The 24,130-nt window shown below is 57.2% G+C and carries 24 protein-coding genes and 1 pseudogene; 15 read left to right on the forward strand and 10 right to left on the reverse strand.

Annotated features, from left to right (window positions below):
* Positions 1 to 77 precede the first annotated feature (77 nt).
* Genes gspD through ABWP81_RS08195 form a run of 5 tightly spaced genes read left to right on the forward strand, consistent with a single transcriptional unit; the run spans position 78 to position 7,540 of the window.
* Positions 78 to 2,156, forward strand: a complete 2,079-nt coding sequence (gene gspD, locus ABWP81_RS08175; protein ID WP_502905527.1) for a type II secretion system secretin GspD — start codon at positions 78 to 80, stop codon at positions 2,154 to 2,156.
* A gap of 3 nt (positions 2,157 to 2,159) precedes the next feature.
* Positions 2,160 to 3,569, forward strand: coding sequence for a type II secretion system ATPase GspE (gene gspE / locus ABWP81_RS08180; RefSeq protein WP_353140964.1), 1,410 nt, complete (start codon positions 2,160 to 2,162; stop codon positions 3,567 to 3,569).
* Positions 3,570 to 3,595: 26 nt separating this feature from the next.
* Positions 3,596 to 4,810 (forward strand): type II secretion system inner membrane protein GspF, encoded by a 1,215-nt coding sequence (gene gspF, locus ABWP81_RS08185; RefSeq protein WP_353140966.1) that lies wholly within the window; start codon positions 3,596 to 3,598, stop codon positions 4,808 to 4,810.
* 3 nt (positions 4,811 to 4,813) lie between these two features.
* Complete coding sequence (locus ABWP81_RS08190) at positions 4,814 to 5,716, forward strand: 5'-nucleotidase (RefSeq protein WP_353134761.1); 903 nt, start codon at positions 4,814 to 4,816, stop codon at positions 5,714 to 5,716.
* Between the two features lie 6 nt (positions 5,717 to 5,722).
* Positions 5,723 to 7,540: an ABC transporter ATP-binding protein/permease gene (locus ABWP81_RS08195; RefSeq protein ID WP_353140968.1), complete on the forward strand. Its 1,818-nt coding sequence runs from the start codon at positions 5,723 to 5,725 to the stop codon at positions 7,538 to 7,540.
* A gap of 5 nt (positions 7,541 to 7,545) precedes the next feature.
* Here ABWP81_RS08195 and queC read toward each other — a convergent pair whose 3' ends face one another.
* Both queC and ABWP81_RS08205 read right to left on the reverse strand, forming a co-directional pair.
* A complete protein-coding gene (gene queC / locus ABWP81_RS08200; protein ID WP_353134836.1) occupies positions 7,546 to 8,259 on the reverse strand; it encodes a 7-cyano-7-deazaguanine synthase QueC in 714 nt (237 codons plus the stop codon).
* A 23-nt stretch (positions 8,260 to 8,282) separates the two neighbouring features.
* Entirely contained in the window at positions 8,283 to 8,882 is a 600-nt protein-coding gene (locus ABWP81_RS08205) for a TIGR00645 family protein (protein WP_353134770.1), read from the reverse strand.
* Positions 8,883 to 8,939: 57 nt separating this feature from the next.
* Between ABWP81_RS08205 and ABWP81_RS08210 the strand changes: the two genes are divergently transcribed.
* Complete coding sequence (locus tag ABWP81_RS08210; protein WP_353134773.1) at positions 8,940 to 9,500, forward strand: YggT family protein; 561 nt, start codon at positions 8,940 to 8,942, stop codon at positions 9,498 to 9,500.
* Positions 9,501 to 9,522: 22 nt separating this feature from the next.
* Complete coding sequence (locus tag ABWP81_RS08215; RefSeq protein ID WP_353140970.1) at positions 9,523 to 10,101, forward strand: lipocalin family protein; 579 nt, start codon at positions 9,523 to 9,525, stop codon at positions 10,099 to 10,101.
* Between the two features lie 18 nt (positions 10,102 to 10,119).
* On the opposite strand, the gene ABWP81_RS08220 is transcribed toward ABWP81_RS08215, so the two are convergent.
* Both ABWP81_RS08220 and ABWP81_RS08225 read right to left on the reverse strand, forming a co-directional pair.
* Positions 10,120 to 10,383: an HNH endonuclease gene (locus tag ABWP81_RS08220; RefSeq protein ID WP_353140972.1), complete on the reverse strand. Its 264-nt coding sequence runs from the start codon at positions 10,381 to 10,383 to the stop codon at positions 10,120 to 10,122.
* Between the two features lie 10 nt (positions 10,384 to 10,393).
* Positions 10,394 to 11,671, reverse strand: a pseudogene (locus tag ABWP81_RS08225) (malic enzyme-like NAD(P)-binding protein); the annotation flags it as partial.
* Positions 11,672 to 11,794: 123 nt separating this feature from the next.
* Between ABWP81_RS08225 and ABWP81_RS08230 the strand changes: the two are divergent.
* Positions 11,795 to 12,766, forward strand: a complete 972-nt coding sequence (locus tag ABWP81_RS08230) for a class I SAM-dependent methyltransferase (protein ID WP_353140974.1) — start codon at positions 11,795 to 11,797, stop codon at positions 12,764 to 12,766.
* Entirely contained in the window at positions 12,763 to 13,158 is a 396-nt protein-coding gene (locus ABWP81_RS08235) for a YkgJ family cysteine cluster protein (protein WP_353140975.1), read from the forward strand. The genes ABWP81_RS08230 and ABWP81_RS08235 overlap by 4 nt, the downstream gene beginning before the upstream one ends.
* Here the strand turns inward: ABWP81_RS08235 and ABWP81_RS08240 are convergent.
* From ABWP81_RS08240 to ABWP81_RS08260, 5 genes are all read right to left on the reverse strand, one after another.
* Positions 13,148 to 13,336, reverse strand: a complete 189-nt coding sequence (locus ABWP81_RS08240; RefSeq protein ID WP_353140977.1) for a hypothetical protein — start codon at positions 13,334 to 13,336, stop codon at positions 13,148 to 13,150. The two genes, ABWP81_RS08235 and ABWP81_RS08240, sit on opposite strands and share 11 nt — an antisense overlap.
* 112 nt (positions 13,337 to 13,448) lie before the next feature.
* Positions 13,449 to 13,838, reverse strand: coding sequence for a hypothetical protein (locus tag ABWP81_RS08245; protein ID WP_353134791.1), 390 nt, complete (start codon positions 13,836 to 13,838; stop codon positions 13,449 to 13,451).
* A gap of 15 nt (positions 13,839 to 13,853) precedes the next feature.
* Positions 13,854 to 14,327: an SET domain-containing protein gene (locus ABWP81_RS08250; RefSeq protein ID WP_353140979.1), complete on the reverse strand. Its 474-nt coding sequence runs from the start codon at positions 14,325 to 14,327 to the stop codon at positions 13,854 to 13,856.
* Between the two features lie 28 nt (positions 14,328 to 14,355).
* A complete protein-coding gene (locus ABWP81_RS08255) occupies positions 14,356 to 14,814 on the reverse strand; it encodes a VOC family protein (protein ID WP_353134797.1) in 459 nt (152 codons plus the stop codon).
* Positions 14,811 to 15,494, reverse strand: coding sequence for a TetR/AcrR family transcriptional regulator (locus ABWP81_RS08260; protein WP_353140981.1), 684 nt, complete (start codon positions 15,492 to 15,494; stop codon positions 14,811 to 14,813). Before ABWP81_RS08260 ends, ABWP81_RS08255 begins: the two co-directional genes overlap by 4 nt.
* 97 nt (positions 15,495 to 15,591) lie before the next feature.
* Here ABWP81_RS08260 and ABWP81_RS08265 point away from each other — a divergent pair, with 97 nt between their 5' ends.
* The 6 genes from ABWP81_RS08265 (at position 15,592) to ABWP81_RS08290 (ending at position 22,177) form a co-directional block, all read left to right on the forward strand.
* A complete protein-coding gene (locus tag ABWP81_RS08265; protein WP_353134803.1) occupies positions 15,592 to 16,230 on the forward strand; it encodes an SRPBCC family protein in 639 nt (212 codons plus the stop codon).
* Between the two features lie 9 nt (positions 16,231 to 16,239).
* Positions 16,240 to 17,109 carry an FAD binding domain-containing protein gene (locus tag ABWP81_RS08270; RefSeq protein ID WP_353140983.1) on the forward strand — a complete coding sequence of 290 codons (870 nt, stop codon included), beginning with the start codon at positions 16,240 to 16,242 and terminating at the stop codon, positions 17,107 to 17,109.
* Positions 17,110 to 17,122: 13 nt separating this feature from the next.
* A complete protein-coding gene (locus ABWP81_RS08275) occupies positions 17,123 to 17,617 on the forward strand; it encodes a (2Fe-2S)-binding protein (protein ID WP_353134809.1) in 495 nt (164 codons plus the stop codon).
* Entirely contained in the window at positions 17,614 to 20,037 is a 2,424-nt protein-coding gene (locus ABWP81_RS08280) for a xanthine dehydrogenase family protein molybdopterin-binding subunit (protein ID WP_353134812.1), read from the forward strand. Before ABWP81_RS08275 ends, ABWP81_RS08280 begins: the two co-directional genes overlap by 4 nt.
* Positions 20,038 to 20,098: 61 nt before the next feature.
* Positions 20,099 to 20,770, forward strand: a complete 672-nt coding sequence (locus ABWP81_RS08285; RefSeq protein WP_353140984.1) for a cupin domain-containing protein — start codon at positions 20,099 to 20,101, stop codon at positions 20,768 to 20,770.
* Between the two features lie 207 nt (positions 20,771 to 20,977).
* Positions 20,978 to 22,177, forward strand: a complete 1,200-nt coding sequence (locus ABWP81_RS08290) for a Fic family protein (protein ID WP_353140986.1) — start codon at positions 20,978 to 20,980, stop codon at positions 22,175 to 22,177.
* 73 nt (positions 22,178 to 22,250) lie between these two features.
* Here the strand turns inward: ABWP81_RS08290 and glmS are convergent.
* Positions 22,251 to 24,130, reverse strand: a 1,880-nt coding sequence (gene glmS, locus ABWP81_RS08295; protein WP_353140988.1) for a glutamine--fructose-6-phosphate transaminase (isomerizing), incomplete at its 5' end; no start/stop codon positions are given.

The following is a 24,130-nucleotide window of genomic DNA, read 5'->3' on the forward strand; positions in this document are numbered from 1 at the left end:
TGGCTAAGCAACACACTTTTCTTCAACCTTCTGCATCTGCATCTGCATCTGCATCAGCTTCTGCGTTAGCGCTTGCGCTGGGCCTGAGCCTTGCACCTGCACTGCTGGGCTTGTCGCTCACACACGCTGCGCCACCTGCCAAAAAAGCGGCTTCGTCCGAGCCCATCACGCTCAACTTTGTGAATGCCGAGATCGAGTCGGTGGCTCGCACCTTGGCCACGCTGTCCAACCGCAACTTGGTGGTCGACCCACGCGTCAAAGGCACTATCAACCTAAGCACCGAGCTGCCCGTGTCGGCCAACGAAGCGTGGAGCCAATTTTTGGCCGCGCTGCGTTTGCAAGGCTTTGCGATGGTGGAAACCAAAGGCCTTTACAAAATCGTGCCCGAGGCCGATGCCAAGCTGCAAGGCGGCAATGTGCAAGAAATTCAAGGCGCCCAAGGTGGCTCGGGCAGCGGCCAAATCGTCACACACATTTTCAAGCTCAACTTTGAGCAAGCCAACAACCTGGTGCCCGTGCTGCGCCCGCTCATCAGCCCCAACAACACCATCAACGTCAACCCCGGCAACAACTCCATCATCATCACCGACTACGCCGACAACCTGCAGCGCATGGCCCGCATCATTGCCACGCTGGATGTGTCCAACGCCAGCGATGTGGAAGTAATTCAGCTCAAGCACGCCATTGCTGTTGACATGGCACCGCTGTTGCTGCGCTTGATCGAGTCGGGCAGCAACGCCAACGCCGCCGCCACCGCCACACCCGGCCAAACTGGCGCCGAATACAAAACCACCCTGCTGGCCGAGCCGCGCAGCAACTCAATCATCGTGCGTGCGGCCAACCCAGCGCGCGTGGCCTTGGTCAAGTCATTGGTGGCCAAGCTGGACCAGCCCAATGGCACCAGCGCCAGCGGCAACATTCATGTGGTGTATTTGAAAAACGCCGACGCCACCAAACTGGCCACCACCTTGCGTGCCGCCGTCAGCGGGCAAGCCGCAGCCAATGCTGGCAGCGCAGCGGCCACAGGCTCTGGCATGTCACCCACGGGCAACAACCCAACATCGCCGATGGCAACTGGCAGCACCTTGGGGGCAACGACCACCGCCACAGGTTCTGTCACAGGCGGACAAATTCAAGCCGACACGGCCACCAACTCGCTCATCATCACCGCGCCCGAACCGCAATACCGCCAGCTTCGCGCCGTCATTGACATGCTGGACCAACGTCGTGCGCAGGTGATGGTGGAGAGCTTGATCGCTGAAGTCAACGCAGACAAGGCGCTGCAAATGGGTATTCAATGGCAAGGCGCTCTGGGCAACAACGGCGTGGCTGGCACCAACTTTGGGTCCGTAGGCAACATCGTGGGCTTGTCACAAGGCGGCACCGCAGCTGCCACGGCGGGCATTGGGGGCGGTTTGAACATTGGCACCATCCGAAACGTCAATGGCACCACCATCTTAAGTACTTTGGCCAATTTCTTAGAGACGAATGGCGACGCCAACATTCTCTCAACGCCTAATTTACTGACCCTTGACAACGAAGAAGCCAAGATCGTAGTGGGTCAAAACGTACCCTTTGTGACGGGCCAATTCACCAATGCCGCTTCTGGTGCCACCAACCCATTTCAAACGGTAGAGCGCAAAGACGTTGGCTTGACGCTCAGAGTCAAACCTCAAATCAGTGAGACTGGCACCGTCAAGATGACCGTGTTTCAAGAAGTCTCCAGCGTGGACTATTCCAGAGCCGCCAGCATCGGCCTGATCACCAACAAACGCAGCATCGAGTCCAACGTGCTGGTAGACGATGGCTCCATCATTGTGTTGGGCGGTTTGTTGTCAGATGAATTTACAGGCAACGCCAGCAAAGTTCCTGGCTTGGGCGACATCCCTGCCTTCGGCTGGTTGTTCAAAAGTGAAACCCGCACCCGTAGCAAAAAAAACCTGATGGTGTTCTTGCGCCCCGTGGTGGTCCGCGACGCCAAATCCTCCGACACCTTGAGCACCAACCGCTACGAGCAAATGATGGGCCTGCAACGCAACGCCGTTCCCGCATACAACCCCTTGCTTGATACAGGCCCAGCTCCCTTACTGCCGCCATTGACACCACCGAGCCCGCCGTCAGCAACGACACCCGCTGCTACCACTGTTGTCCGCTAAGTCATGCGCCGCCCGCTGCCCTACGCTTTTGCCCGCACCCACCAGTTGTTGCTGGAGGACGATGACCGCACGCTCACGCTGTGGCACAGCGATGCGCCTGACCTGAGCGCGTGGAGCGAGGTGACGCGCCGCCACGCTGTGCAGAGCTTTGAATACCTCGACAAAGCCACATTGGCCAAACGCATCAGCGAGGCCTATTCACAAGCCGACAGCAACGCGGCTGCGGTGGTGAGCGAAGTGGAAAGCGATGCCGACCTGACCCGCATGATGCAAGAGCTGCCAGCGGTGGAAGACTTGCTAGAGGCAGCCGACGACGCGCCCATCATCCGCATGCTCAACGCGCTGCTGACGCAAGCGGCACGCGACGGCGCCAGCGACATTCACATTGAGCCTTATGAGCGCCACAGCAGCGTGCGCTTTCGTGTCGACGGCACGTTGCGCGAGGTGGTGCAACCCAACCGTGCGTTGCACGCCGCGCTGATATCGCGCCTCAAAATCATGGCCGAGTTGGACATTGCCGAAAAGCGTTTGCCGCAAGACGGCCGCATTTCATTGCGCCTCGGCCAACGTGCGATTGATGTGCGCGTGTCCACCTTGCCCAGCGCGCACGGAGAACGTGCGGTGCTGCGTTTGCTCGACAAGACCGAAAGCAAACTCACGCTGCAAGCGGTGGGCATGGAGGGCGACACGCTGCAACGCTTTGAGAGCTTGGTCAAGCAGCCGCACGGCATCATCTTGGTGACTGGCCCCACGGGCTCAGGCAAAACCACTACGTTGTATGCCGCGCTGCAAGGGCTGGACGCCACGCGCAACAACATCATGACGGTGGAAGACCCGATTGAATACGAGCTGGCCGGCGTGGGCCAAACGCAAGTGAACCCCAAGATTGATTTGGACTTTGCCAAGGCACTGCGCGCCATCCTGCGCCAAGACCCCGACATCATCATGATTGGTGAGATTCGCGATTACGAGACCGCGCAAATTGCCATTCAAGCCTCGCTCACCGGCCACTTGGTGTTGGCCACGCTGCACACCAACGATGCGTCCAGCGCCATCACCCGCTTGACCGACATGGGCGTGGAGCCCTTCTTGCTCAGCTCGTCGCTGCTGGGTGTGTTGGCCCAACGCTTGTTGCGCAAAACCTGCACGCACTGCCGCGATAACCGTGGAGAAGCCTACGGCTTGGGCTGTGTTGCATGCGGCCAAAGCGGCTACCAAGGCCGCACGGGTATTTTTGAATTGCTCACCACCAACGACGACATCCGCGCCCTCATCCACAACCAAGCCAGCGAAGCGCAGCTGCGCGAAGCGGCTTTGCGCAATGGCATGGCGCTGATGCGAGATGACGGTGAGCGCTTGGTGCGTCAGGGCATCTCGACCCGCGAAGAACTCATTCGCGTGACCCGCGATTGAAACCCTGCGACTAAGCCACATCCGCCATGCCCGCCTATTCGTTTGAAGCCCTAGACGCCCAAGGCCAAATGCGCCGAGGCGTGCTAGAGGCCGACACCACACGCACCGCACGCAGCCAGTTACGCGCGCAAGATTTGGTGCCTCTCAAAGTAGAGCCCGTGCAACGCGCCAGCAGCGGCTTGAACACCGTAATTTGGGAAAGCAAGGTGTTTGGCACCACCGCTCTGGCCGTTTGGACGCGTCAGCTTTCTGGCTTGGTCAACGCTGGCTTGCCACTGGAACGTGCGCTAGCCGCGCTCAGCGACGAAGCCGAAACACCCCGCCAGCGCGACTTGGTATCTGCCCTGCGCAGCGAGGTAAATGCGGGCGCACCGTTTGCCAAAGCGCTGAGCCAACACCCACGCGAGTTCAGTGCCATCTTCACCGCCGTCATTGGCGCGGGCGAGCAAAGCGGCCACTTGGGCCTGGTGCTGGAGCGCTTGGCCGACGATTTACAAGAGCAACAAAACCTGCGCGCCAAGCTGTTGGCCGCGGGCCTTTACCCCGCCATCGTGTGTGCGGTGGCGCTGGCCATTGTGTTGTTTTTGCTGGCCTATGTGGTGCCGCAAGTGGCGCAGGTGTTTGGCAGCAACCAGCAACAGTTGCCCGCACTCACCAGCTTCATGCTGGGCTTGAGCAGCTTTGTGCAAAACTTTTGGCTGTGGGGTTTGGTGCTGGTTGCCGTGCTCACCGCCGGAGGCCAGATGGCCCTGAAGCAGGCCGATGTGCGTATGCGTTTTGATGCCGCGTGGTTGCAGTTGCCCCTCATTGGACGCTTGGCCCGTGGCTACAACGCCGCCCGTTTTGCCAGCACCTTGGCCATGCTGGCCACGGCAGGTGTGCCTATTTTGAAAGCGCTGCAAGCGGCGGCCGACACCCTTAGCAACGCCGCGCTCAAGCGTGATGCACAAGACGCACTGGTGCTGGTGCGAGAGGGTGCGCCACTGGCCTCGGCGCTGGCACAGCACAAACGCTTTCCGCGCTTGCTGGTCATGTTCTCGCGCTTGGGCGAACAAACTGGCACACTGCCCACCATGCTGCAACGCGCCGCTGCGCAGCTGAGCGAAGAAGTGCAGCGCCGCGCTTTGCAACTGGCAACCATTCTTGAGCCCTTGCTCATTGTGGCGATGGGCGCGATGGTGATGCTGATTGTTTTAGCAGTCATGTTGCCCATCATTCAACTCAACCAATGGGTCAAATAATTTATGGGTGTCTCACTCGACGGTAAATTGGTGGTGGCCATTTCGTCACGCGCCTTGTTCGACTTTGAGGAAGAAAACCAAGTCTTCGAGCAAGGCGATGACCGCGCCTACATGAACTTGCAACTCGAGCGCCTAGAAACCCCCGCCAAGCCAGGCGTGGCTTTTTCACTGGTGCAAAAGCTGTTGGCCTTCAACACCTCTGAGGCACAGCGCGTGGAGGTGGTCATCCTCTCGCGCAACGACCCCGTGAGCGGCTTGCGCGTGATGAAGTCAGCCGCCCATTACGCGCTGCCCATCATTCGTTGCACGTTCACACGCGGCGAATCGCCTTGGCGCTATTTGCGCCCGCTCAACGCCAACTTGTTTTTGTCCACGCATCTGTCCGACGTGCGCTCTGCGCTGGATGCAGGCGTGCCCGCCGCGCAGGTGTACCCGCACTCGGCGCATGCGTCAGAGGCCAACCCCCACGAAGTACGCATTGCCTTTGACGGCGACGCGGTGTTGTTCAGCGACGAAGCCGAGCGCGTGTTTCAAACCCATGGCTTGGACGCGTTTCAGCAGCACGAAAAAACCAATGCGGCGCAGCCTTTGCCCGCTGGTCCTTTTAAGCCCTTGCTGTTGGCCTTGCAAGTGCTGCAACAGGCGGGCACACCGCACATGCGCATTCGTACCGCGCTGGTCACGGCACGCAGCGCACCCGCGCACGAGCGCGCCATTCGCACACTGATGAACTGGAACATTGAGGTGGACGAAGCCATGTTCTTGGGCGGCCTTGAAAAAGGTGAGTTCTTGCGCGAGTTTGAACCCGACTTTTTCTTTGACGACCAAACCGGTCACATCGAATCAGCCGCCCGTCATGTGCCAGCAGGCCATGTGGCCAGTGGCGTGCGCAACACGTCAATTTAAGAACACATGAACGCATTCAACAGCGTGGCCCACAACGTGGCAACAAATTGGCAAAAAAGCCGGTTGCAACTCAGCCGCGTTTGGGCTTTGTCGCTGCCCTATTTCCAGTCCGAAGAAAAGTGGCGCGCCCGTTTGTTGCTGGCCGCTTGCGTGGGCTTGAACCTTGGCATGGTCTACCTGATGGTGTTGTTCAACGACTGGAACCGCGTGTTTTATGACGCGCTGCAAACCCGCGATGCCGAGGTGTTTTGGCATCAGCTGGGTGTGTTTGCCATGCTCGCCACGTGCTTCATCATCGTGGCGGTGTATCGCTTCTACCTCACGCAGTTGCTGCAAGTGCGTTGGCGTGCGTGGATGACGCGCGACTATTTGCAACGCTGGCTCAACGGCCATGTGTTTTATCAGCTTGAATTGCAAAGCCAAAACGGCACAGACAACCCTGACCAACGGATTCAAGAAGACGTGCAGCAGTTCACGGCCGACACAGTCAGTTTGTCGCTTGGTTTGCTGGACGCCACTGTCACGCTGCTGAGCTTTGTGGGCATCTTGTGGGGACTGTCGGGCGGCTTTAGCTTTGATGTGATGGGCGAGACCTACAACCTACCCGGCTTTATGGTGTGGATGGCTTTGGCCTACGCGCTGGCCGGCAGCTTGATCGGCCACTACATTGGCCGCTCCATGGCCTCGCTTAACTTTACGCAGCAGCGACTTGAAGCAGACTTTCGTCACCACCTGATGCGCGTGCGCGAGTACAGCGAAGCCATTGCGCTAGACCGTGGGGGGCGCGTAGAAAGCCTGTCGTTGCAAGAGCGCTTTGCGCAAGTGCTGGACAACTTTATGCGCCTGCTGCGCGTGCAAAAACGCTACACCTGGTTTAACTCGGGCTACGGCCAAGCCGCAGTGGTGTTCCCCATGTTGGTGGCGTCGCCGCGCTACTTCAGTGGCGCGATTCAGTTGGGTGAGTTAATGCAAATTTCTTCTGCGTTTGGACAAGTGCAAGAGTCGCTCAGCTGGTTTATCAGCAACTACAGCCGCTTGGCATCGTGGCAAGCCACCACCCTGCGCTTGACGAGTTTTCAAGACCAGATGCTGGCGATCAAAGTTGACGAGCATGCCGAGCCAGAAGCCGCCACGCACACAGGCATCAACACCTTGCACACCACGCCGCTCACCATCTCGCTGCCTAATGGCGATGTGTTGTTGGCCGACACCTCGCTGAACGCCGCCGCTGGCGATACGGTGTTGATTCGTGGTCCCTCGGGTTGCGGCAAGTCCACTTTGCTGCGCGTGTTGGCTGGCATTTGGCCGCATGTGACATCGCCTACACATGACCGCCGTGGCGAGCCCATCACCTACGGCCCCGTGGTGCTGCCCGAGCGCAGCGTCTTCATGCCGCAGCGCCCTTACTTCCCCGAAGGCACGTTGCGCCAAGCGCTAGCCTATCCCGACAGCGCCCAGCACTACACCGACGAAGCGCTAAAAAATGCATTGCACGACGCGCTACTTCCGCACCTGGTGAACGACCTCGACGTGGCTGGCCACTGGACGCAGCAGCTTTCAGGGGGCGAACAACAACGCTTGGCCTTGGCACGTGTGCTGCTGAAACGCCCACGCTGGGTGTTTGCCGACGAAGCCACCAGCGCCTTGGATGAAGCTGCTGAAAAAGCGCTGTACGAAAAGCTGCTCACCATGGTGCGCGAAGAAGGCGGTGGCTTGGTGTCTATTGCCCACCGCCCTAGCGTCGCCAGCCATCACGAAACCGTGTGGCAGTTTGTGCCTGCGCCTGAAGGCAGTGCGGCCAAGTTTGTGCTGGTCACCCAATAACAGGCTTAAGCCTTCCAGCGCTCCCACCCTTGCGCGCGCAACTCACACGCAGGGCAGGTGCCGCAGCCATAGCCCCAATCGTGGCGGTGCGTGCGGTCACCCAAATAGCAGGTGTGGGTGTGTTCGACGATGAGGCTCACCAACTGATCGCCGCCCTGTGCATGCGCTTTTTGGCCCAAGTCATGGGCCAGCTGCCAGGTTTGCGCTTTGTCGATCCACATCAACGGCGTCTCGATCAGCAAGCGGCGGTCCATGCCCAGCGACAGCGCAATTTGCATGGCCTTCATGGTGTCGTCGCGGCAGTCGGGGTAGCCCGAAAAATCGGTTTCGCACACGCCGGTGACGATGACATCCAAACCACGGCGATAGGCCAAAGCGGCAGCCAGGGTGAGGAACAACAGGTTGCGCCCCGGCACAAAAGTGTTGGGCAAGCCAGAGGATTCCATCTTGAACGCCATGTCACGCGTGAGCGATGTTTCGCTCACCTGCCCCAACACACCAAGGTCTAGCAAATGGTCTTCGCCCAGCCTGCTGGCCCATTGGGGAAACTGCGTGCGCATGTGAGCCAACACTTGCACACGAGCTTCTAGCTCAACCACATGGCGCTGCCGGTAGTCAAACGCCAAGGTTTCCACACGCTCGTATTGCGTCAGCGCGTGGGCCAAACAGGTGGTGGAGTCTTGTCCCCCCGAGAACAAAACCAATGCATTGCGGTGAATAGGGTGACGGGCTTGCATGGGGCTTAGTGTGACGGTGCTTGAGGGGCGGTTTGAGGGGCGGCATGTGCCTGCGTCAGCTTGTCCGTCAGCGCGATGGCCAAGGCGCTGAGCAAGAACGTGACGTGAATGATGGTTTGCCACATCAGCACTTTCTCGTCGTAATTGGCCGCGTTGATGAAGGTTTTGAGCAAGTGAATGGACGAAATGCCGATGATGGCCATGCCCAGCTTGACCTTCAAAATAGAGGCGTTCACGTGGCTCAACCACTCGGGCTGGTCGGGGTGGTTTTCGAGGTACATGCGCGAGACAAAGGTTTCGTAGCCGCCCACAATCACCATGATGAGCAGGTTAGAAATCATCACCACATCAATCAGGCCAAGCACCACCAACATGGTGATGGACTCGCTCAGGTGTGTGACGGTCGTTCCGGTTTTGTAGCCAATGCTGGACACCAAGGCGTCCAGCGCAGCTTGGCTGCCAAAGGCGGCCTCAATCAGGTGCACCAGTTCCACCCAAAAGTGATACACATACACGCCCTGCGCCGCAATGAGACCCACATACAGGGGCAATTGCAGCCAGCGGCTGGCAAAAATGAATCGGGGCAAGGCAGGAATTTGCTTCATAAAGAACAATCTGGAGTAAATGCGCAAATTTTGCCTGAGCCCGCCTAAACTCCAGCCATGCTTTTACAAATTTTCTCTTTGATCCTGCACTTCGCCGTGGGCTTGGTAGCAGGCACTTGTTTGCTGCGCATGTACATGCATTTGCAGCGTATCAACATGTCCACCAGTGGCGGCAACCCGATTGCCCCTTTTGTGTTCACCCTCACCAACTGGATCGTGTTGCCCGCCCGTCGCTTTGTGCCCGCCATGGGCCGCTTGGACACTGCCAGTTTGGTGGCCGCCTATGCGGTGCTGCTGGCCAAGCACTCGCTGCTGTGGATCTTGGCAGGCGCTACGGCGCATTGGCTCAGCTTGATGACCAGCGCGGGCTTTGAGCTGCTGAACGTGATTTTGTCCAGCATGATGTGGCTCACCATTGCTTATGCCCTCATGTCGTGGTTTAGCGCAGCGTCTGATGTGCGCTACTTTTTGGCCCAGTTGATCGATCCTCTGCTGCGCCCGATTCGTCGCGTGCTGCCGCTCATGGGCGGGGTGGACTTGTCGCCCATCGCGCTGTTGTTGTTGATTCAAATTGTTGAAATCGTGCTGCACAACGTGCAGATGCAAGTGGCTTTTTAAGACAACCAAGCTAGGCGTGGCAATGACACTCAAACACCTTTGGTTTGCTGCATCTTTGGCCTTGACGGCTTTGCTTTCACAGCATGCCGCCGCGCAAACATCGCCAGCACCTCTACCCGCGGTCACCACCATCGCCGCACTGGATGTGCCGCGTTACATGGGCACTTGGTATGAGATTGCCAAGTTCCCCAACCGCTTCCAAGCCAAATGCGCCGCCAACACACGCGCCCAATATTTGGCGCAAACCGATGGCTCGGTGCAAGTGCTCAACAGCTGCACCACCGCCGAAGGCAACCCCACCAAGGCCTTGGGCCGGGCCCAACAAATTGGCGCGGCAAACTCACCCAAACTGAAAGTGCGCTTTGCACCCGAGTGGCTCAGCTGGCTGCCCTTGGTGTGGGGCGACTATTGGGTGATTGATCTCGATGCCGACTACCAATTGGCCGCCGTGAGCGATGCCAAGCGCGAGTACCTGTGGGTGCTGTCGCGCACACCGCAGCTAAGCCCCCAGGCTTATGAGGCTTTGCTTGAGCGCCTCAAAGGGCAACACTTTGATGTGCAAAAACTCGACCGCACGCCCCAAGCCACCACGCAGCGCTAAACCGACCAAAGCTTCGAACTAGGCCGCTGCTTTGGTCTCGAGCTCAGTCTCGGTCTGGGTCTTATTTTTGCCTTTGGCATGCCGCAAGTTGTTGCAGCGGTCGTGGCTGATGGCCAGATTGTCTTGGTGGCTGTTACCGCCTTCGCTGATCGGCTGAATGTGCTCTAGCGTGGCCTCGGCATGCGCCACAGGCTCACCACACACCCAACACGGCACCACACCATGCAATTGACGGGAGACCGTTTTGTAGATTTTGTCGCGCGTGAGCTTAAGACGGCTCAAGGTGTTACTTCACCAAAGCAGCCAAAGTTTTGGCGTAGGCGTCAAAGTCTTTGATGGGGCGCTTGGCCACACCCGAGGCTTCTGCCGCGCGTGCCACTGCTGGTGCGATGCGCTGGATAAGACGAGAGTCAAACGGTTTAGGAATGATGTTGTTCTCACCAAACTTCAAATCTAAGCCAGGGTAAGCGGCTTGCACTTCGGCAGTGACTTCGAGCTTGGCGAGGTCAGCGATTTCGCGCACGCAGGCAATCTTCATTTCTTCGGTGATTTTGGTTGCGCCGCAATCCAAAGCACCACGAAAAATGTACGGGAAGCACAACACGTTGTTCACTTGATTGGGGTAGTCAGAGCGGCCTGTCGCGATGATGCAATCGGGGCGCACGGCTTTGGCAAGCTCGGGGCGAATTTCTGGTTCAGGGTTGGCCAAAGCCAAGATGAGGGGCTTAACAGCCATGCTCTTAACCATGTCTTGGGTCAACACACCGGGGGCTGAGCAACCCAAAAACACATCAGCGCCGTTGACGGCATCGGCCAATGTGCGTGCGTCGGTGGTTTGTGCAAAGCGGGCTTTGGACTCATCGTAGCCACCGGGGCGGCCCTCGTAAATCACGCCTTTTGAGTCGCACACAAAAATGTGCTCAGCCTTCACGCCCAAGCCTAAAAACACATCCAAACAAGCCAAGGCTGCCGCGCCTGCGCCCGACACGGCCACTTTGATCTGGGTGATGTTTTTGCCCGCCAGCTCTAGGCCGTTCAACATGGCCGCAGCCGAGATGATGGCGGTGCCGTGTTGGTCGTCGTGGAAGACGGGGATACTCATGCGCTCGCGCAGTTTTTTCTCGATGTAGAAACACTCAGGGGCTTTGATGTCTTCAAGGTTGATGCCGCCGAAGGTGGGCTCCATGGCGGCAATGATGTCCACCAGTTTGTCGGGGTCGCGCTCGTCGAGTTCGATGTCAAACACGTCAATGCCAGAAAACTTTTTAAACAAGCAACCCTTGCCTTCCATGACCGGCTTGCCCGCCAATGCGCCGATGTCGCCCAAGCCCAAAACGGCTGTGCCATTGGTAATAACGCCCACCAAGTTGCCACGGCTGGTGTACTCGTACGAAAGCTGCGGGTCTTTTGCGATTTCCAAACAGGGGTAAGCGACGCCAGGTGAATAGGCCAAGCTCAAATCGTGCTGGTTGTCCAGCGGGTGTGTGGGCACCATGCTGATCTTGCCCTTGGTGGGCAAGCGGTGGTATTCAAGTGCGGCTGTGCGTAATTCTTGTTCTGCTGGCGTCATGGCTTGCATCCGTTATTTTTTTTGAAAAAGGGTGCCATCCTAACGCGCACCCCTTTCCCCTTGGGCATCACCGGACAGTGCCTACACTTACGCACTCTTGCTTTTCTTCACGACACACAACCGATGCAATTTTTGCTCAATGCCATCGCCACCATGGCTCTGCCCACCGATGCCCAACGCTTGTTTCATGGGCGTGGCGGCTTGTTTGCGGGCTGCGAACAGTGGGCGCTGGACGCATTTCCACCTGTGCTGTTGTTGACCAGTTTTCAAGCGGTCACCGAGGAACAACTGGCCACCGTGGGTGTCGCGCTGTCGACACGCTGGGCGCAGATTGCACCCGACCAACCCTTGAACTGGGTGTTTCAGTGCCGCGCCGAAGGCCAGCTTGAAACGCGCTTGATGAGCGGCACCGTGCCCGACCCGCATGTGGTGACTGAGAACGGCGCCAGCTTTCGGGTGCATGTGCTCAAAGGGCAAAACCACGGGCTGTTTCTTGACATGGCTGAGGGCCGCGAATGGGTGAGGCGCTGGGTGAGCAACTATGCGCCAGACCAACCGCGCCTGAAAGTGCTCAACCTGTTTGCCTACACCTGCGCCTTTTCGGTGGTGGCGCTCAAAGCGGGTGCCAAGCTGACGGTAAACGTGGACATGAGCCACGGTGCGATGGCGATTGGCCAACAAAACCACCCGCTCAACGGCATCAGCACCGGCGCAACATTTTTGATGCACGACATCTTCAAGACCTGGGGCAAGATCACGCGCAGCGGGCCTTATGGCTTGGTCATCGTCGACCCGCCCAGCTACCAAAAAGGCAGCTTCATTGCTACCAAAGACTATGCCAAGCTCATGCGCCGCTTGCCCGAGTTGCTGGCCCCAGGCGGCTATGCGCTGTTGTGCCTGAATGCGCCCGAGTTGGGTTTGGCCTTTTTGCAAGACCAAATGCAAGCACTGGCACCTGAGTTGCACTTTATAGAACGCGTGGCCAACCCTGCGGCATTTGCAGATGTGTCGCCCGAGCGCTCGCTCAAGGTGCTGGCGTATCAAATGCCGTCTTTGCAAGTGCCCGTGTCTGATGCGTTGGAGACCAACGCATGAGGTCTCACATCGCCATCGTCAATGTGGACAACTCCGACACCTGGACCCGCTACCGCAGCGGTCTGTGCAGCACTTGTGCGGCCAACTGCTGCACTATGCCGGTCGAAGTAAAGCTGCCCGATTTGGTGCGCCTTGGCTTGGTCGATCCATTTGAGGCCGAACACGAAGAGCCCAAGCAAATTGGCAAACGCCTGCAAAAGGCGGGGTTGATCGAACGCTTCAATTTCAAAAACAGCATCTTCACCCTGCCCAGACGCGCCAGCGGTGATTGCAACTACCTGGACGACAAAACACGCCGTTGCACCGTGTATGAAAAAAGGCCCAACATCTGCAGACTGCATCCGCAAGTGGGGCCTAGGCCTGGGTATTGCCCCTATGGTGCTATGCGTTAGGGGAATCTTCCAACGCGATCAACTGGTCGACCAGCTTGTTCATTTGTCTTTCAAACTTTTGAACGACAGCTTGGTCTTCAGCACTTTGGCTGTTGTGGAAAGCCACATTGGCGGCAGCCAAGGGCTCATACAAATCTTCTAACTGTTTTCGTAATTCAGCTTCTAATTTCTGCGGCATGACGATCGATACTCCTTTGGGCAGTAATTATCTTGTCTCAATGCCTGAGCGCAATACGCCATTTGGCGTATAGATTAAACCCACGCAGCAAGGAGTTTTTATGCCGCTGGGCCTAGTTCAGCGCGTCTAACAACGCTTGGGTATCTTGGATGATGGGCTGCGCAAGTTGCCGCAGCAAATGGCCATCTGTTGCCAGTTGCGCCCAGCGGTTGGACGCTTCAAGCACGGGGTGGTTTTGCAAATAGTCAGGTACTTCGTAATCGGGCGTCTGCTGCTTGAAGGCCACCAGCATGTCGAGATAGCCCGAAAAATACAAGCTAAACATCAGCGCATTGGCGGCTTCTTGTGTAATTTCGCGGCGGCCCACCCGTTGCAAAAACAAAGCTTTGGCGGTGTCAATCGTGGGCAAGTCATGGGCGCTGATCTGAAACTCCTCATCCAAAGCTTTGCAGGCTTTGTCCCATTGCATTGTCGGGTCTGTCGTGTCTGTTGTTTGATTCATCGTGTCTGTATTTTCTCAGGCCAGCATTGTGCCTTTGCATTTTTTTGCGCCACAACGGCAGGCATATTTAACTTTGAGCGCATCGCTCAGAGGTTCGTCACTGACAAGGCCGTAGTTAAACGTCAGCTCTTCACCACGCCACACTTGGCGGCGGGTTTGAATAAAGACCCGACCCTTGATTTCCACAGGCTCGCAATTGGGGCGGCACGAATGGTTGATCCACCGCGAGGCATTGCCTCCGTGTAGGCCGTCAATCACGCGTGCGTCGTCGATGTGAAAGTAAAACGTGTGCTCTGGGTTGCTTGGGTCGTGTGGGTGGCGACGCAGCGCCTCGGTCATGGAAATGATTTCGCCCACATATTCGATAACCGTTTCGCCTGCGGCCATGTGGCACAAGGCAAACACGCCTTGACCGTGGAGCGCCGACCGATCCACCTGCAATCGGTTGAGTAAATTTAAATCAGATGGAAGCGGCGTGCTTTTGGACATGCCCAAAAGCATACTAGGTCGGCACCGATCAAGCTGCGCGACTGGCGTCTAGCGCGGCCTTTTCAGCGGCGGGGTAATTGAGCTCAATGACGACACCATTTGGATCGTCCAAAAAGAGTTGATGAAGCCCGATAGAAGGCACCGTTCTTTCGCGCACCGCAATGCCAAGTTTTGCCAAATTTTCTAACTTGGCTTGCAAACCTGTGGCAAACAGCGCGATATGGTCAACCGCCCCAGAGCCCTTCAAGCTGCTGATGTCACGGTCACCCAAATACTGTTTAAGTCCTTCCGGATCGTTGAGGTCCATCCCAATCACATGCACCATGGCATTGGCCGCATCCGTATGCGCTCCGTTGTAGAGCCAAATACCGGGAAATGGGAACGCAGGTCGAGGCCCCACTGTCAAGCCCATTGCACCTTCATAAAAAGTGCGAGTGCTGTCCATGTCAGTGGTTCGGATGGAGAAATGGTTCAGGGCGAGTGTCATGCTTTGGCTTTCTTAAGTTGCAAACTGGCCACGTAGGCCATTACACGGTCTTCTATGTAAATTGCGTCGATCTCGCTCAGTGCAGAGACTTCTAAATTTGAACCCAAACCATACACCCAGCGGCGCATACCCATATAGAACACACTGCCATGCAAACCTAGTATTTGCTCCATCTCGCGTTCGGTGGGGGGTTTGCGTGAGCGGCTTCCAAGATGTTTCAATGTCTGGCGGTGTATGCGGGGAAATAGTTTTTCATGCAACAACGCAAAGTAACGATCGGTGATGAAGCGGTCACTCAAGCCCGAGTACACAAACACCCTCACCCACTCTGGCGAAAGAATGGCCTTGGCATAAGACACGTAAAACTGCGTTAACTTTTCGGGTAACTCAATGCGATTGTCGTCAAGCAAGGTTTCCCATTCAACGCGCCAGCGCCCCTCAAAAAGGTCTTTGTACACACGCTCCAACAAGGCTTGCTTGGTGGGGAAATAGTGGTACAGCAAAGTGTGGGTAATGCCCAGCTCGCCTGCCAGATCGCGCAGTTGCCCATCTAATCCATGTCGCGAGAAGAAACGAATGGCTCCTTCCACAAACTGTTGCTCACGCTCTGCAGGCGGCATGCGGCGTCGAACGGGCGCTGGGGCTTGTTGAGCGCTAGGGTTTTTCCGAATGGAAGGCATCACAACATTGGTTGATATTCTTATTTAATTTAACGCTTGGTCAATAAGCTACAAATCGGGACAAACCCGCAGAGCTTTTTAAAACACAAAGGTCCCCATGGATTTACAAGGCAACGTGCTCTTGGCCGCATCACCTAGCGTGGTTTGGCAAGCACTCAACAGCCCGAAGGTGCTGCAAATTTGCATTCCAGGATGCGAAGAAATCACGGCTCTGTCACCCAGCGAAATGCAGGCCCGCGTCGTGATCAAAATGGGCCCCGTACGCGCCACGTTTGTGGGCAAGGTCAGCATGACCAACATCGTGCCCATGCAGGGCTACACCCTGAACTTTGAAGGCTCGGGTGGCAGCGCTGGTTTTGCCAAAGGCAGCTCCGTCATTACTTTGACAGAGACACCTGAAGGTACGCAACTTACCTACACGGTCAAAGCCTCGATCGCTGGAAAACTAGGGCAAATAGGTGGACGCATGATCGACGCCTCGGCGCGTCAACTGTCTGACAAATTTTTTAAATCTCTGCAAGCGCATCTGGCGGGGGCTGATGCGCCCCACGCCGAGCCAGCAGCAACGCAAACCACCTCTCAATTAGCCAGCATCCGACTTGAACCTGGGCACCCACCCACACGAGCCAAGACTGACGACGTGTTTGCGCTCGAGAAAATTCGACTGCTCTGGTTTTTTGCGGGCGTCGTGGCCACCTCCATCGGTGTGTGGCTTGGCGCTGGCTTGATGAAATAAAGGATTCAAATGAAAGCGCCTGCTTTTTCATACGCTCGCCCCAGCAACTTGGGTGAAGTCTTCACGCTCATGTCCGAATATGGCGAAGACGCCCGGCTGCTAGCTGGCGGACAAACACTGCATGCCACGCTCAACATGCGTTTGTCCGAGCCTGGCATCCTCATTGATTTGCAGTCCGTCCATGAACTTAAAGGCATTGAGCTTGCCGGTGACGTGTTGCGCATCGGTGCGATGGTGACGCACACAGAAATAGAAAAATCTTCGCTTGTGGCGCAGCACTTGCCCTTGTTGTGCGCCGCTGTGCCGCACATTGCACACCGCGCCATACGCAACCTGGGCACCTTTGGCGGCTCGATTGCCTATGGCGATCCCGCGGCTGAATGGCCAGCTTGTTTGCTTGCACTCGATGGTGTGGTGGTGGCGGTTGGCCCTCAGGGTGAGCGGCGCATTGCAGCGCAAGATTTTTTCACGGGGCTCTACAGCACTGATCTGCATGAAGATGAACTCATCGTCGCTTGCGAGCTTCCCCTGAGTTCTGGCGCACATGCTTTTGCATTTGATGAACTCGCACGCCGTCATGGTGACTACGCCGTGGTGGGCTTGGCCGCTTGCGCCCACATGAAAGGCACAAGCCTTCACCATGTCCGCCTTGCTTGGCTAGGCGCAGTTAGCCAACCCTATCGCAGCACGACGACGGAAGCCTTGTTGGAAGGCCAAGTGCTCAGCGATGCGCTGGTCAAACAGGCCGTGCAATGCCTGAAAGATGAAATGCTGACCGAAGCCGATTTGACCCACAGTGCCGCTGCCAAATCACACCTAGCGGGTGTCATGCTCAAACGCGCACTCCACACTTTGAACCAGACTGCCGCGGCAGCTTGAACAGGAATCGTCCATGACTTCCCCACAGACACACACCGTGAACGTCACGGTCAATGGCCAAAACCAACGCTGCGAGGTTCAACCCCGCACACACCTGATTGATTTTTTACGAGAGGAGTTGGGCCTTAAAGGCTCTCACCTCGGTTGCGAACACGGCGTCTGCGGCGCGTGTACGGTGCGGGTCAACGGCCAAATCGTGCGCGGCTGTTTGACTCTGGCTGTGCAAACAGATGGCGGCCAAGTCGACACCATTGAGGGCTTGAGCGAAACCGGTGAAATCAAAGATTTGCAAGCTGCCTTTATTCGCCACAACGCTTTGCAATGTGGCTTTTGCACGTCGGGCATGTTGATGGCCGCCAGCGAGCTGCTGACACAGCAACCTGACGCTAGCCGCGAACAAGTGCGCGAATGGATGTCTGGCAATTACTGCCGCTGCACGGGCTACCAAGCCATCGTGGATGCGGTGTGCGAAGTATTGGCTACGCGCCGTCAAGGAGTGAGTGCATGAACGCCCCAGAAACCAAATTTCTTCACCCCAAACCTGAGGTGCCCCACGCCCCACCCTTTACGGGCGACATGGCTGATGCCAAACACATTGGCCAAGCTATTCCACGCCCCAACCTCGAGCGCTTGGTCGAGGGGCGCGGCCAGTATGTGGACGACATCGAATTGCCTCGCATGGCGCATGTGGTGTTTTGGCGCTCGCCTGTGGCGCATGCACGCATCGTGCATATCGAAAGCGCTTATGCACGCATGATGTCTGGCGTTTTGGGCGTTTACACAGGCCACGACTTGGCTGCCATTTGCAAACCTTGGGTCGCCACCCTCACGCATTTGGCGGGCATCAAATCAGCGCCGCAATACCCGATGGCGTTAGACCGCATGCATTGGCAAGGCGAGCCTGTGGTGGCCGTGGTCGGCAAAACACGCGCAGAAGCTGAAGATGCGTTGCAATACATCCAAGTGCAATGGGAAGACTTGCCCGCAGCGTTGGACATGAACACGGCACTCGACCCCGACACGGCCGTGATCCACCCCGAATTTGGCGACAACTTGTGTTTCACACGCAGCCTAGACACAGGCGGTGTGGACGAGGCTTTTGCAAGTGCGGCGGTCGTGGCCGAGGCCACCTTTGACTTTGGTCGCCACACGGGCGTCACGCTAGAGCCGCGTTGCCAAATTGCAGACTACAACCCTGCCAGTACGCAACTCACGGTCTACCACTCGCAACAGGCGCCGCACATGATGCAAGACCTGTATGCGCGTCAATTTGGTTTGGCGGAAGCCAACATCCGCGTGATTTGCAAAGACGTGGGCGGCTCTTTTGGCATCAAGGTACATGCGTATCCGGATGACTTTGCCACGGTGGCGATTTCAATTTTGCTGAAGCGCCCCATCAAATTTGTGGCTGACCGACTTGAGTCGTTCACCACAGACATTCATGCGCGTGAACACCGCATTGAAGGACGCATTGCAGCCTCGGCTGAGGGCGACATTCTGGCGTTTGAAATCAAAGACACCACGGGCATTGGTCCGTTCTCTATGTTTCCACGCACCAGCGGGATTGAGGGCAACCAAGTGGTCAACCTCACGGGCGGCCCCTACAAACACAAGGCGTATCGCGCCAAGCTGGATGTGGTTTTTTTGAACAAAACACCCACTTGCCAATATCGCGGTGTGGGCCACCCGATTGCTTGCGCGGTGACCGAAGGCTTGGTTGATTTGGCAGCCGCCAAGTTGGGCATGGACCCGCTGGCCATGCGCAAACGCAATGTGATTCCCGACGATGCCTACCCTGCCACAGGTGCTTCAGGGATCAAGCTAGAAGTGCTTTCGCACGAAGCGTGTCTGCGGAAAATTGAATCGCTGATGAACTACCCCGCCTTGCTGGCCGAGCAATCTGCTTTGCGTCAAAAAGGGATTTACCGCGGCATTGGTTTTGCGACGTTGATTGAATTGACCAACCCCAGCGCCGCCTTTTATGGCGTGGGTGGCGCGCGCATTTCATCTCAAGACGGTGCCACGCTTCGTTTAGAGCCCGCAGGCGGCGTTGCGGTGATGGTGAGTGTGGGCGAACAAGGCCAAGGCACCGAGGCCATTTATGCGCAAATCGCGGCGGACGCTGTGGGTGTGCCTATGGCCCAAGTGCGCCTGCTGACGGGCGACACCGATGCCGTTCCCTACGGCGGCGGCACTTGGGCATCGCGCGGTGCAGGTGTGGGCGGTGAGGCGGTTTTGTTGGCGGGCTTGGCTTTGCGCGCCAACATCTTGAAAGTGGCACAAGCCATCCTCAAACAACCCTTGGAAGAGCTCAAGCTAGAAGACGGCGTGGTCAAACACGCCCTCACTGGCGCAGAGTTGTTGCCGCTGGCTGAGCTGGGACGGGTAGCCTATTACCGCCCTGACACATTGCCCGCTGGCTTCACGTCTGAATTGATGGTGACACGCCATTATGCGCAGCGCGATTACCCCTTTATCTTCACCAACGGCGTTCAAGCCTCGTATGTGGAAGTGGATGTGGAAACAGGGTTTGTCAAACTGCTTAAACACTGGGCGGTAGAAGACTGCGGCCGCGTGATCAACCCCATGCTGGTGGACGAGCAAATTCGCGGGGCGATTGTGCAAGGCATTGGCGGTGCGCTGTTTGAAGAGTGCCTTTATGACGATCAAGGCCTCATGCAAAACGGCTCGATGGCCGACTATTTGGTGCCCATGGCGTGCGAGATGCCAGACATTGAGGTGGCCCACGTTGAAACACCCACGCGCAGTTCGATCTTGGGCGCCAAGGGCGCTGGCGAAGCAGGCACAGCAGGTGCGCCTGCCGCTGTGGTCAACGCCATCAACGACGCCTTGCGCCCATTGCATGCGCAGGTGTGGTCGCAACCGGTGACGCCAGAAAAAATACTGAAGGCTTTGGGGCATATTTAAAAAACATGAGTCTCGCCATCGCAAGCTATGCTCGTACAAGCAACTTGTGATGGAAGATCCCATGAACGTCAACGCCGATTTCACCCTAAAAGCCGTCATGGACACCCAAGCCTTGACTTGGGAAGCCTCCCCCATGGCAGGCGTTGACCGACAACTGCTGGACCGTGAGGGCGATGAAGTGGCCAGAGCCAGCAGCATCGTGCGGTACGTCGCAGGCTCAGGCTACAGCGCTCACACACATGGCGGCGGCGAAGAAATATTGGTGCTAGAAGGCGTGTTTTCTGACGAGCACGGCCACTACCCTGCTGGCACTTACTTGCGTAACCCTCCGGGCAGTAAGCACACTCCACACTCAGCTGATGGCTGCACCTTGTTTGTGAAGCTGCGGCAGTTCCACCCTGCCGATGTCACACCCGTGCAAATCGACACCCACACCGCGTCTTGGTACCCAGGGATGGTTGCGGGTTTGTCTGTCATGCCGCTGCATGACTTTGATGGCGTTGGCACAGCGCTTGTGCGCTGGGCGCCCAACACGCAGTTCAACCCGCATGTGCACCCGGGCGGCGAAGAAATTTTGGTGCTGAAAGGCGTGTTTCATGACGAGCACGGCACATACCCGCAAGGCACATGGATTCGCAGCCCACGCTACAGCCGGCATGCGCCGTTCACGCAGTCAGAAGGCGCGCTGATTTACGTGAAGACAGGGCATTTGGATTACCCGCTGACGGCTTGAAGCGGTCTGACCGTAGATGGTGGAGCTCACCATAGTGCTTAGGCATTCATCACGACTTTACGCATCCCCTTATTTAGCGAAGCTCCACTCGAACCACACCAACTTGTTTTTCTTTAATAAGCGTGTTTTTTCTTTGTTTTAGTAAAAAAATAATCCGAAAAATTTATTAAGAGCTAAAATATCTGCTCCTTGTTAAAGCTAACAGCCATGGATCATCCTTATCGCGCAGGACGACTTGTACAGCAGTCCACTGGTTATAAAGCATTCATTCCTGCGCCGTTACCACCCGATCCGCCACTGGTTTACAGCGGCGAATTGCAAAGCCTGTTGTCCGATGCTGACCGCAATATCGGCCGATTGGATGCGCTGGCAACCATGCTGCCCAATCCCGATTTGTTTGTGGCCATGTATGTTCGCCACGAGGCCGTTTTGTCCTCGCAAATCGAAGGCACGCAAAGCACATTAGAGGATGTGCTGGCTTTTGAAGCCGATGCCCTCCGTGACGACACGCCTAAAGACGTTGAGGAAGTCGTGAACTACGTACGCGCCATGAACCATGGTCTAGATCGTCTGCCAGACTTGCCCCTATCACTGCGCTTGCTGCGCGAAATCCATGCTGAGTTGATGAAAGGCGTGCGCGGGGGAGAAAAGTCCCCCGGAGAATTTCGCACCTCACAAAACTGGATCGGCGGGCGCGGTAGCTCGTTGCGCGACGCTGCATTTATTCCGCCTCCACCGCATGAAGTGATGAATGTATTGGGCCAGCTTGAAACCTTTTTGCACGACCAACGCACGCGCGTTCCACTGCTCATTCGTTGTGGCTTGGCGCATGCCCAATTTGAAACCATTCACCCATTCCTCGATGGCAATGGCCGTGTGGGACGCTTGCTCATCACACTCATGCTGTGCGAAGAAAAAGCCCTTTCGCGCCCCTTGCTCTACCTATCACTCTTTCTTAAAGCGCACCGTGCTGAGTATTACGACCGCTTGACTGCCATTCGCACGCAAGGACACTGGGAGCAATGGCTCATGTTCTTCTTGCGCGGCGTCAGCGCCACAGCGCTTGCGGCCACGCAAACAGCCAAAGACATCGTGGCCCTGCGCGACACACACCGAAACGAGGTGGCCAAAAATGCGAAAGCACTCACCTTGCTGGACCATCTATTTCGCTACCCCACGGTGTCGGTCAATCACGTGCGCAAGCTGATGGGCTGCACATTCCCCACAGCCTCTAAATTAATTGCTGACTTTGAGACACGCGGTTGGCTGCAAGAAGTGACGGGCCATGAGCGCAACCGCCTCTGGCGCTACCGACCTTACCTTGAGCTTTTCCACCGTGAAACGCCAGATGCGATGGTGGGCTCAAGCGCAACTGATGCCGGCCCAACACTGATGAGGTGCGACTGATTCAGCTGACGATTTTTCGAAACTTGAATATGGCCACAAAAGTCAAAGAAGGTCAAAGAAGGTCAAAAGGAAACTACTCCACCGTCACCGACTTAGCCAAATTACGCGGCTTGTCCACATCCGTGCCGCGCGCACACGCGGTGTGATAACTGAGCAACTGCAAGGGCACCACATGCAAGATGGGTGAGAGCACGCCGTAGTGCTCGGGCATGCGGATGACGTTGACGCCTTCACTGCTTTCTATCTTGGTGTCGCCATCAGCCAGCACATACAAAACGCCACCACGGGCGCGCACTTCTTGCATGTTGCTTTTGAGCTTTTCTAGCAAGGCGTCGTTGGGGGCCACCGTCACCACGGGCATGGCGCTGGTGACCAGCGCCAAGGGGCCGTGCTTCAACTCGCCGGCGGCATAGGCCTCGGCGTGGATGTAGGTGATTTCTTTGAGCTTCAACGCGCCTTCCTGCGCGATGGGGTAATGCGTGCCACGGCCCAAGAACAAGGCGTTTTCTTTGCTGGCAAAGTCTTGCGACCACGCGATCAGCTGCGGCTCTAACGCCAGCACGGCTTGCAAGGCGGCGGGCAAGTGGCGCATGTCTTTGATGTGCTTGGCTTCTTCTTCGTCACTCAACCGGCCTTTGGTTTGCGCCAAAGCCAAAGTGAGCAAGAACAAACCGGCCAGCTGCGTGGTGAAGGCTTTGGTGGATGCCACGCCAATCTCTGTGCCCGCGCGGGTGACGTAGGCCAGCTTGCACTCGCGCACCATGGCGCTGGTGGAGACGTTGCAAATGGTGAGTGTGTTCGTCATCCCCAAGCCTTGAGCGTGGCGCAAAGCGGCCAAGGTGTCGGCCGTCTCGCCCGACTGGGTGATGGTGACCACCAAGGTGTTGGGGTTGGGCACGGATTCGCGGTAGCGGTATTCGCTGGCGATCTCGACTTGGCAAGGCACTTTGGCGATCGCCTCAATCCAATACTTGGTCACGCAGCCGCTGTAGTAGCTGGTGCCGCAGGCGAGGATAAGCACGTTGTCGATGGCCTTGAACACGCTGTACGCGCCGTCACCAAACAACTCGGGCGTGATGCCCTCGACGCCTTCGAGCGTGTCGGCAATGGCACGCGGTTGCTCAAAGATTTCTTTTTGCATGTAGTGGCGGTACGGCCCCAGCTCAGCCGCGCCGCTGTGCGCTTGCACGGTTTTGACTTCGCGTGTGACGGCTTTGTGGTGGCGGTCTTGCACCCAGTATTTGCCGATTTGAATGTCGACCACATCGCCCTCTTCGAGGTACAAAATTTGGTCGGTCACCCCGGCCAAGGCCATGGCATCGCTGGCGAGGAAAGTTTCGCTGTGCTCTTTGCCCACGCCCAAGATGAGCGGTGAGCCCGCACGCGCACCAATCACGCGATGCGGTTCGTCTTTGTGAAACACCGCAATCGCGTACGCGCCGTGCAACTGAACGATGGCGGCTTTGACGGCTTCAAACAAATCGCCGTTGTAGAGGCTGTCCACCAAGTGGGCAATGACCTCGGTGTCAGTTTGGCTCAAAAACTCATAGCCTTTGGCTTGCAATGCAGCGCGCAACTCGTCGTGGTTTTCGATGATGCCGTTGTGCACCAGCGCAACGCGGCCCACCTTGTTTGGCACATCGCCTGTGTAAACACCCGCGCCCGCACCCGTGCCGTGGCTGAAGTGGGGGTGTGCGTTGTGCACCGCTGGCACGCCGTGGGTGGCCCAGCGGGTGTGGGCAATGCCAATGCCGCCTTCGATGTGGTCGGCCTTGACTTGGTCCATCAGCTCAGACACGCGTGCCGTGCTGCGGGCGCGTTGCAAGCCGCCCTGGAAGGCGCCCTGCAAGGCACTTGGCTTACCGCCCAGGCTGGCCGAATGCACCGCCACGCCGCATGAGTCGTAGCCACGGTATTCCAGCCGCTGCAAACCTTGCACGAGGATAGGAACGA

This window comes from Limnohabitans sp. (genome assembly GCF_040401135.1).
Classification (GTDB): domain Bacteria; phylum Pseudomonadota; class Gammaproteobacteria; order Burkholderiales; family Burkholderiaceae_C; genus Limnohabitans.

Coding starts and splice junctions, on each gene's coding strand:
- ABWP81_RS08210 (WP_353134773.1), top strand. CDS start 8,940: ATGCTTTTACAAATTTTCTCTTTGATCCTGCACTTCGCCGTGGGCTTG.
- ABWP81_RS08265 (WP_353134803.1), top strand. CDS start 15,592: ATGGATTTACAAGGCAACGTGCTCTTGGCCGCATCACCTAGCGTGGTT.
- gspE (WP_353140964.1), top strand. CDS start 2,160: ATGCGCCGCCCGCTGCCCTACGCTTTTGCCCGCACCCACCAGTTGTTG.
- ABWP81_RS08260 (WP_353140981.1), bottom strand. CDS start 15,494: ATGCCTTCCATTCGGAAAAACCCTAGCGCTCAACAAGCCCCAGCGCCC.
- ABWP81_RS08250 (WP_353140979.1), bottom strand. CDS start 14,327: ATGTCCAAAAGCACGCCGCTTCCATCTGATTTAAATTTACTCAACCGA.
- ABWP81_RS08275 (WP_353134809.1), top strand. CDS start 17,123: ATGACTTCCCCACAGACACACACCGTGAACGTCACGGTCAATGGCCAA.
- ABWP81_RS08235 (WP_353140975.1), top strand. CDS start 12,763: ATGAGGTCTCACATCGCCATCGTCAATGTGGACAACTCCGACACCTGG.
- ABWP81_RS08280 (WP_353134812.1), top strand. CDS start 17,614: ATGAACGCCCCAGAAACCAAATTTCTTCACCCCAAACCTGAGGTGCCC.
- ABWP81_RS08205 (WP_353134770.1), bottom strand. CDS start 8,882: ATGAAGCAAATTCCTGCCTTGCCCCGATTCATTTTTGCCAGCCGCTGG.
- ABWP81_RS08190 (WP_353134761.1), top strand. CDS start 4,814: ATGGGTGTCTCACTCGACGGTAAATTGGTGGTGGCCATTTCGTCACGC.
- ABWP81_RS08195 (WP_353140968.1), top strand. CDS start 5,723: ATGAACGCATTCAACAGCGTGGCCCACAACGTGGCAACAAATTGGCAA.
- ABWP81_RS08215 (WP_353140970.1), top strand. CDS start 9,523: ATGACACTCAAACACCTTTGGTTTGCTGCATCTTTGGCCTTGACGGCT.
- ABWP81_RS08255 (WP_353134797.1), bottom strand. CDS start 14,814: ATGACACTCGCCCTGAACCATTTCTCCATCCGAACCACTGACATGGAC.
- ABWP81_RS08240 (WP_353140977.1), bottom strand. CDS start 13,336: ATGCCGCAGAAATTAGAAGCTGAATTACGAAAACAGTTAGAAGATTTG.
- ABWP81_RS08245 (WP_353134791.1), bottom strand. CDS start 13,838: ATGAATCAAACAACAGACACGACAGACCCGACAATGCAATGGGACAAA.
- ABWP81_RS08285 (WP_353140984.1), top strand. CDS start 20,099: ATGAACGTCAACGCCGATTTCACCCTAAAAGCCGTCATGGACACCCAA.
- ABWP81_RS08290 (WP_353140986.1), top strand. CDS start 20,978: ATGGATCATCCTTATCGCGCAGGACGACTTGTACAGCAGTCCACTGGT.
- ABWP81_RS08270 (WP_353140983.1), top strand. CDS start 16,240: ATGAAAGCGCCTGCTTTTTCATACGCTCGCCCCAGCAACTTGGGTGAA.
- gspF (WP_353140966.1), top strand. CDS start 3,596: ATGCCCGCCTATTCGTTTGAAGCCCTAGACGCCCAAGGCCAAATGCGC.
- ABWP81_RS08230 (WP_353140974.1), top strand. CDS start 11,795: ATGCAATTTTTGCTCAATGCCATCGCCACCATGGCTCTGCCCACCGAT.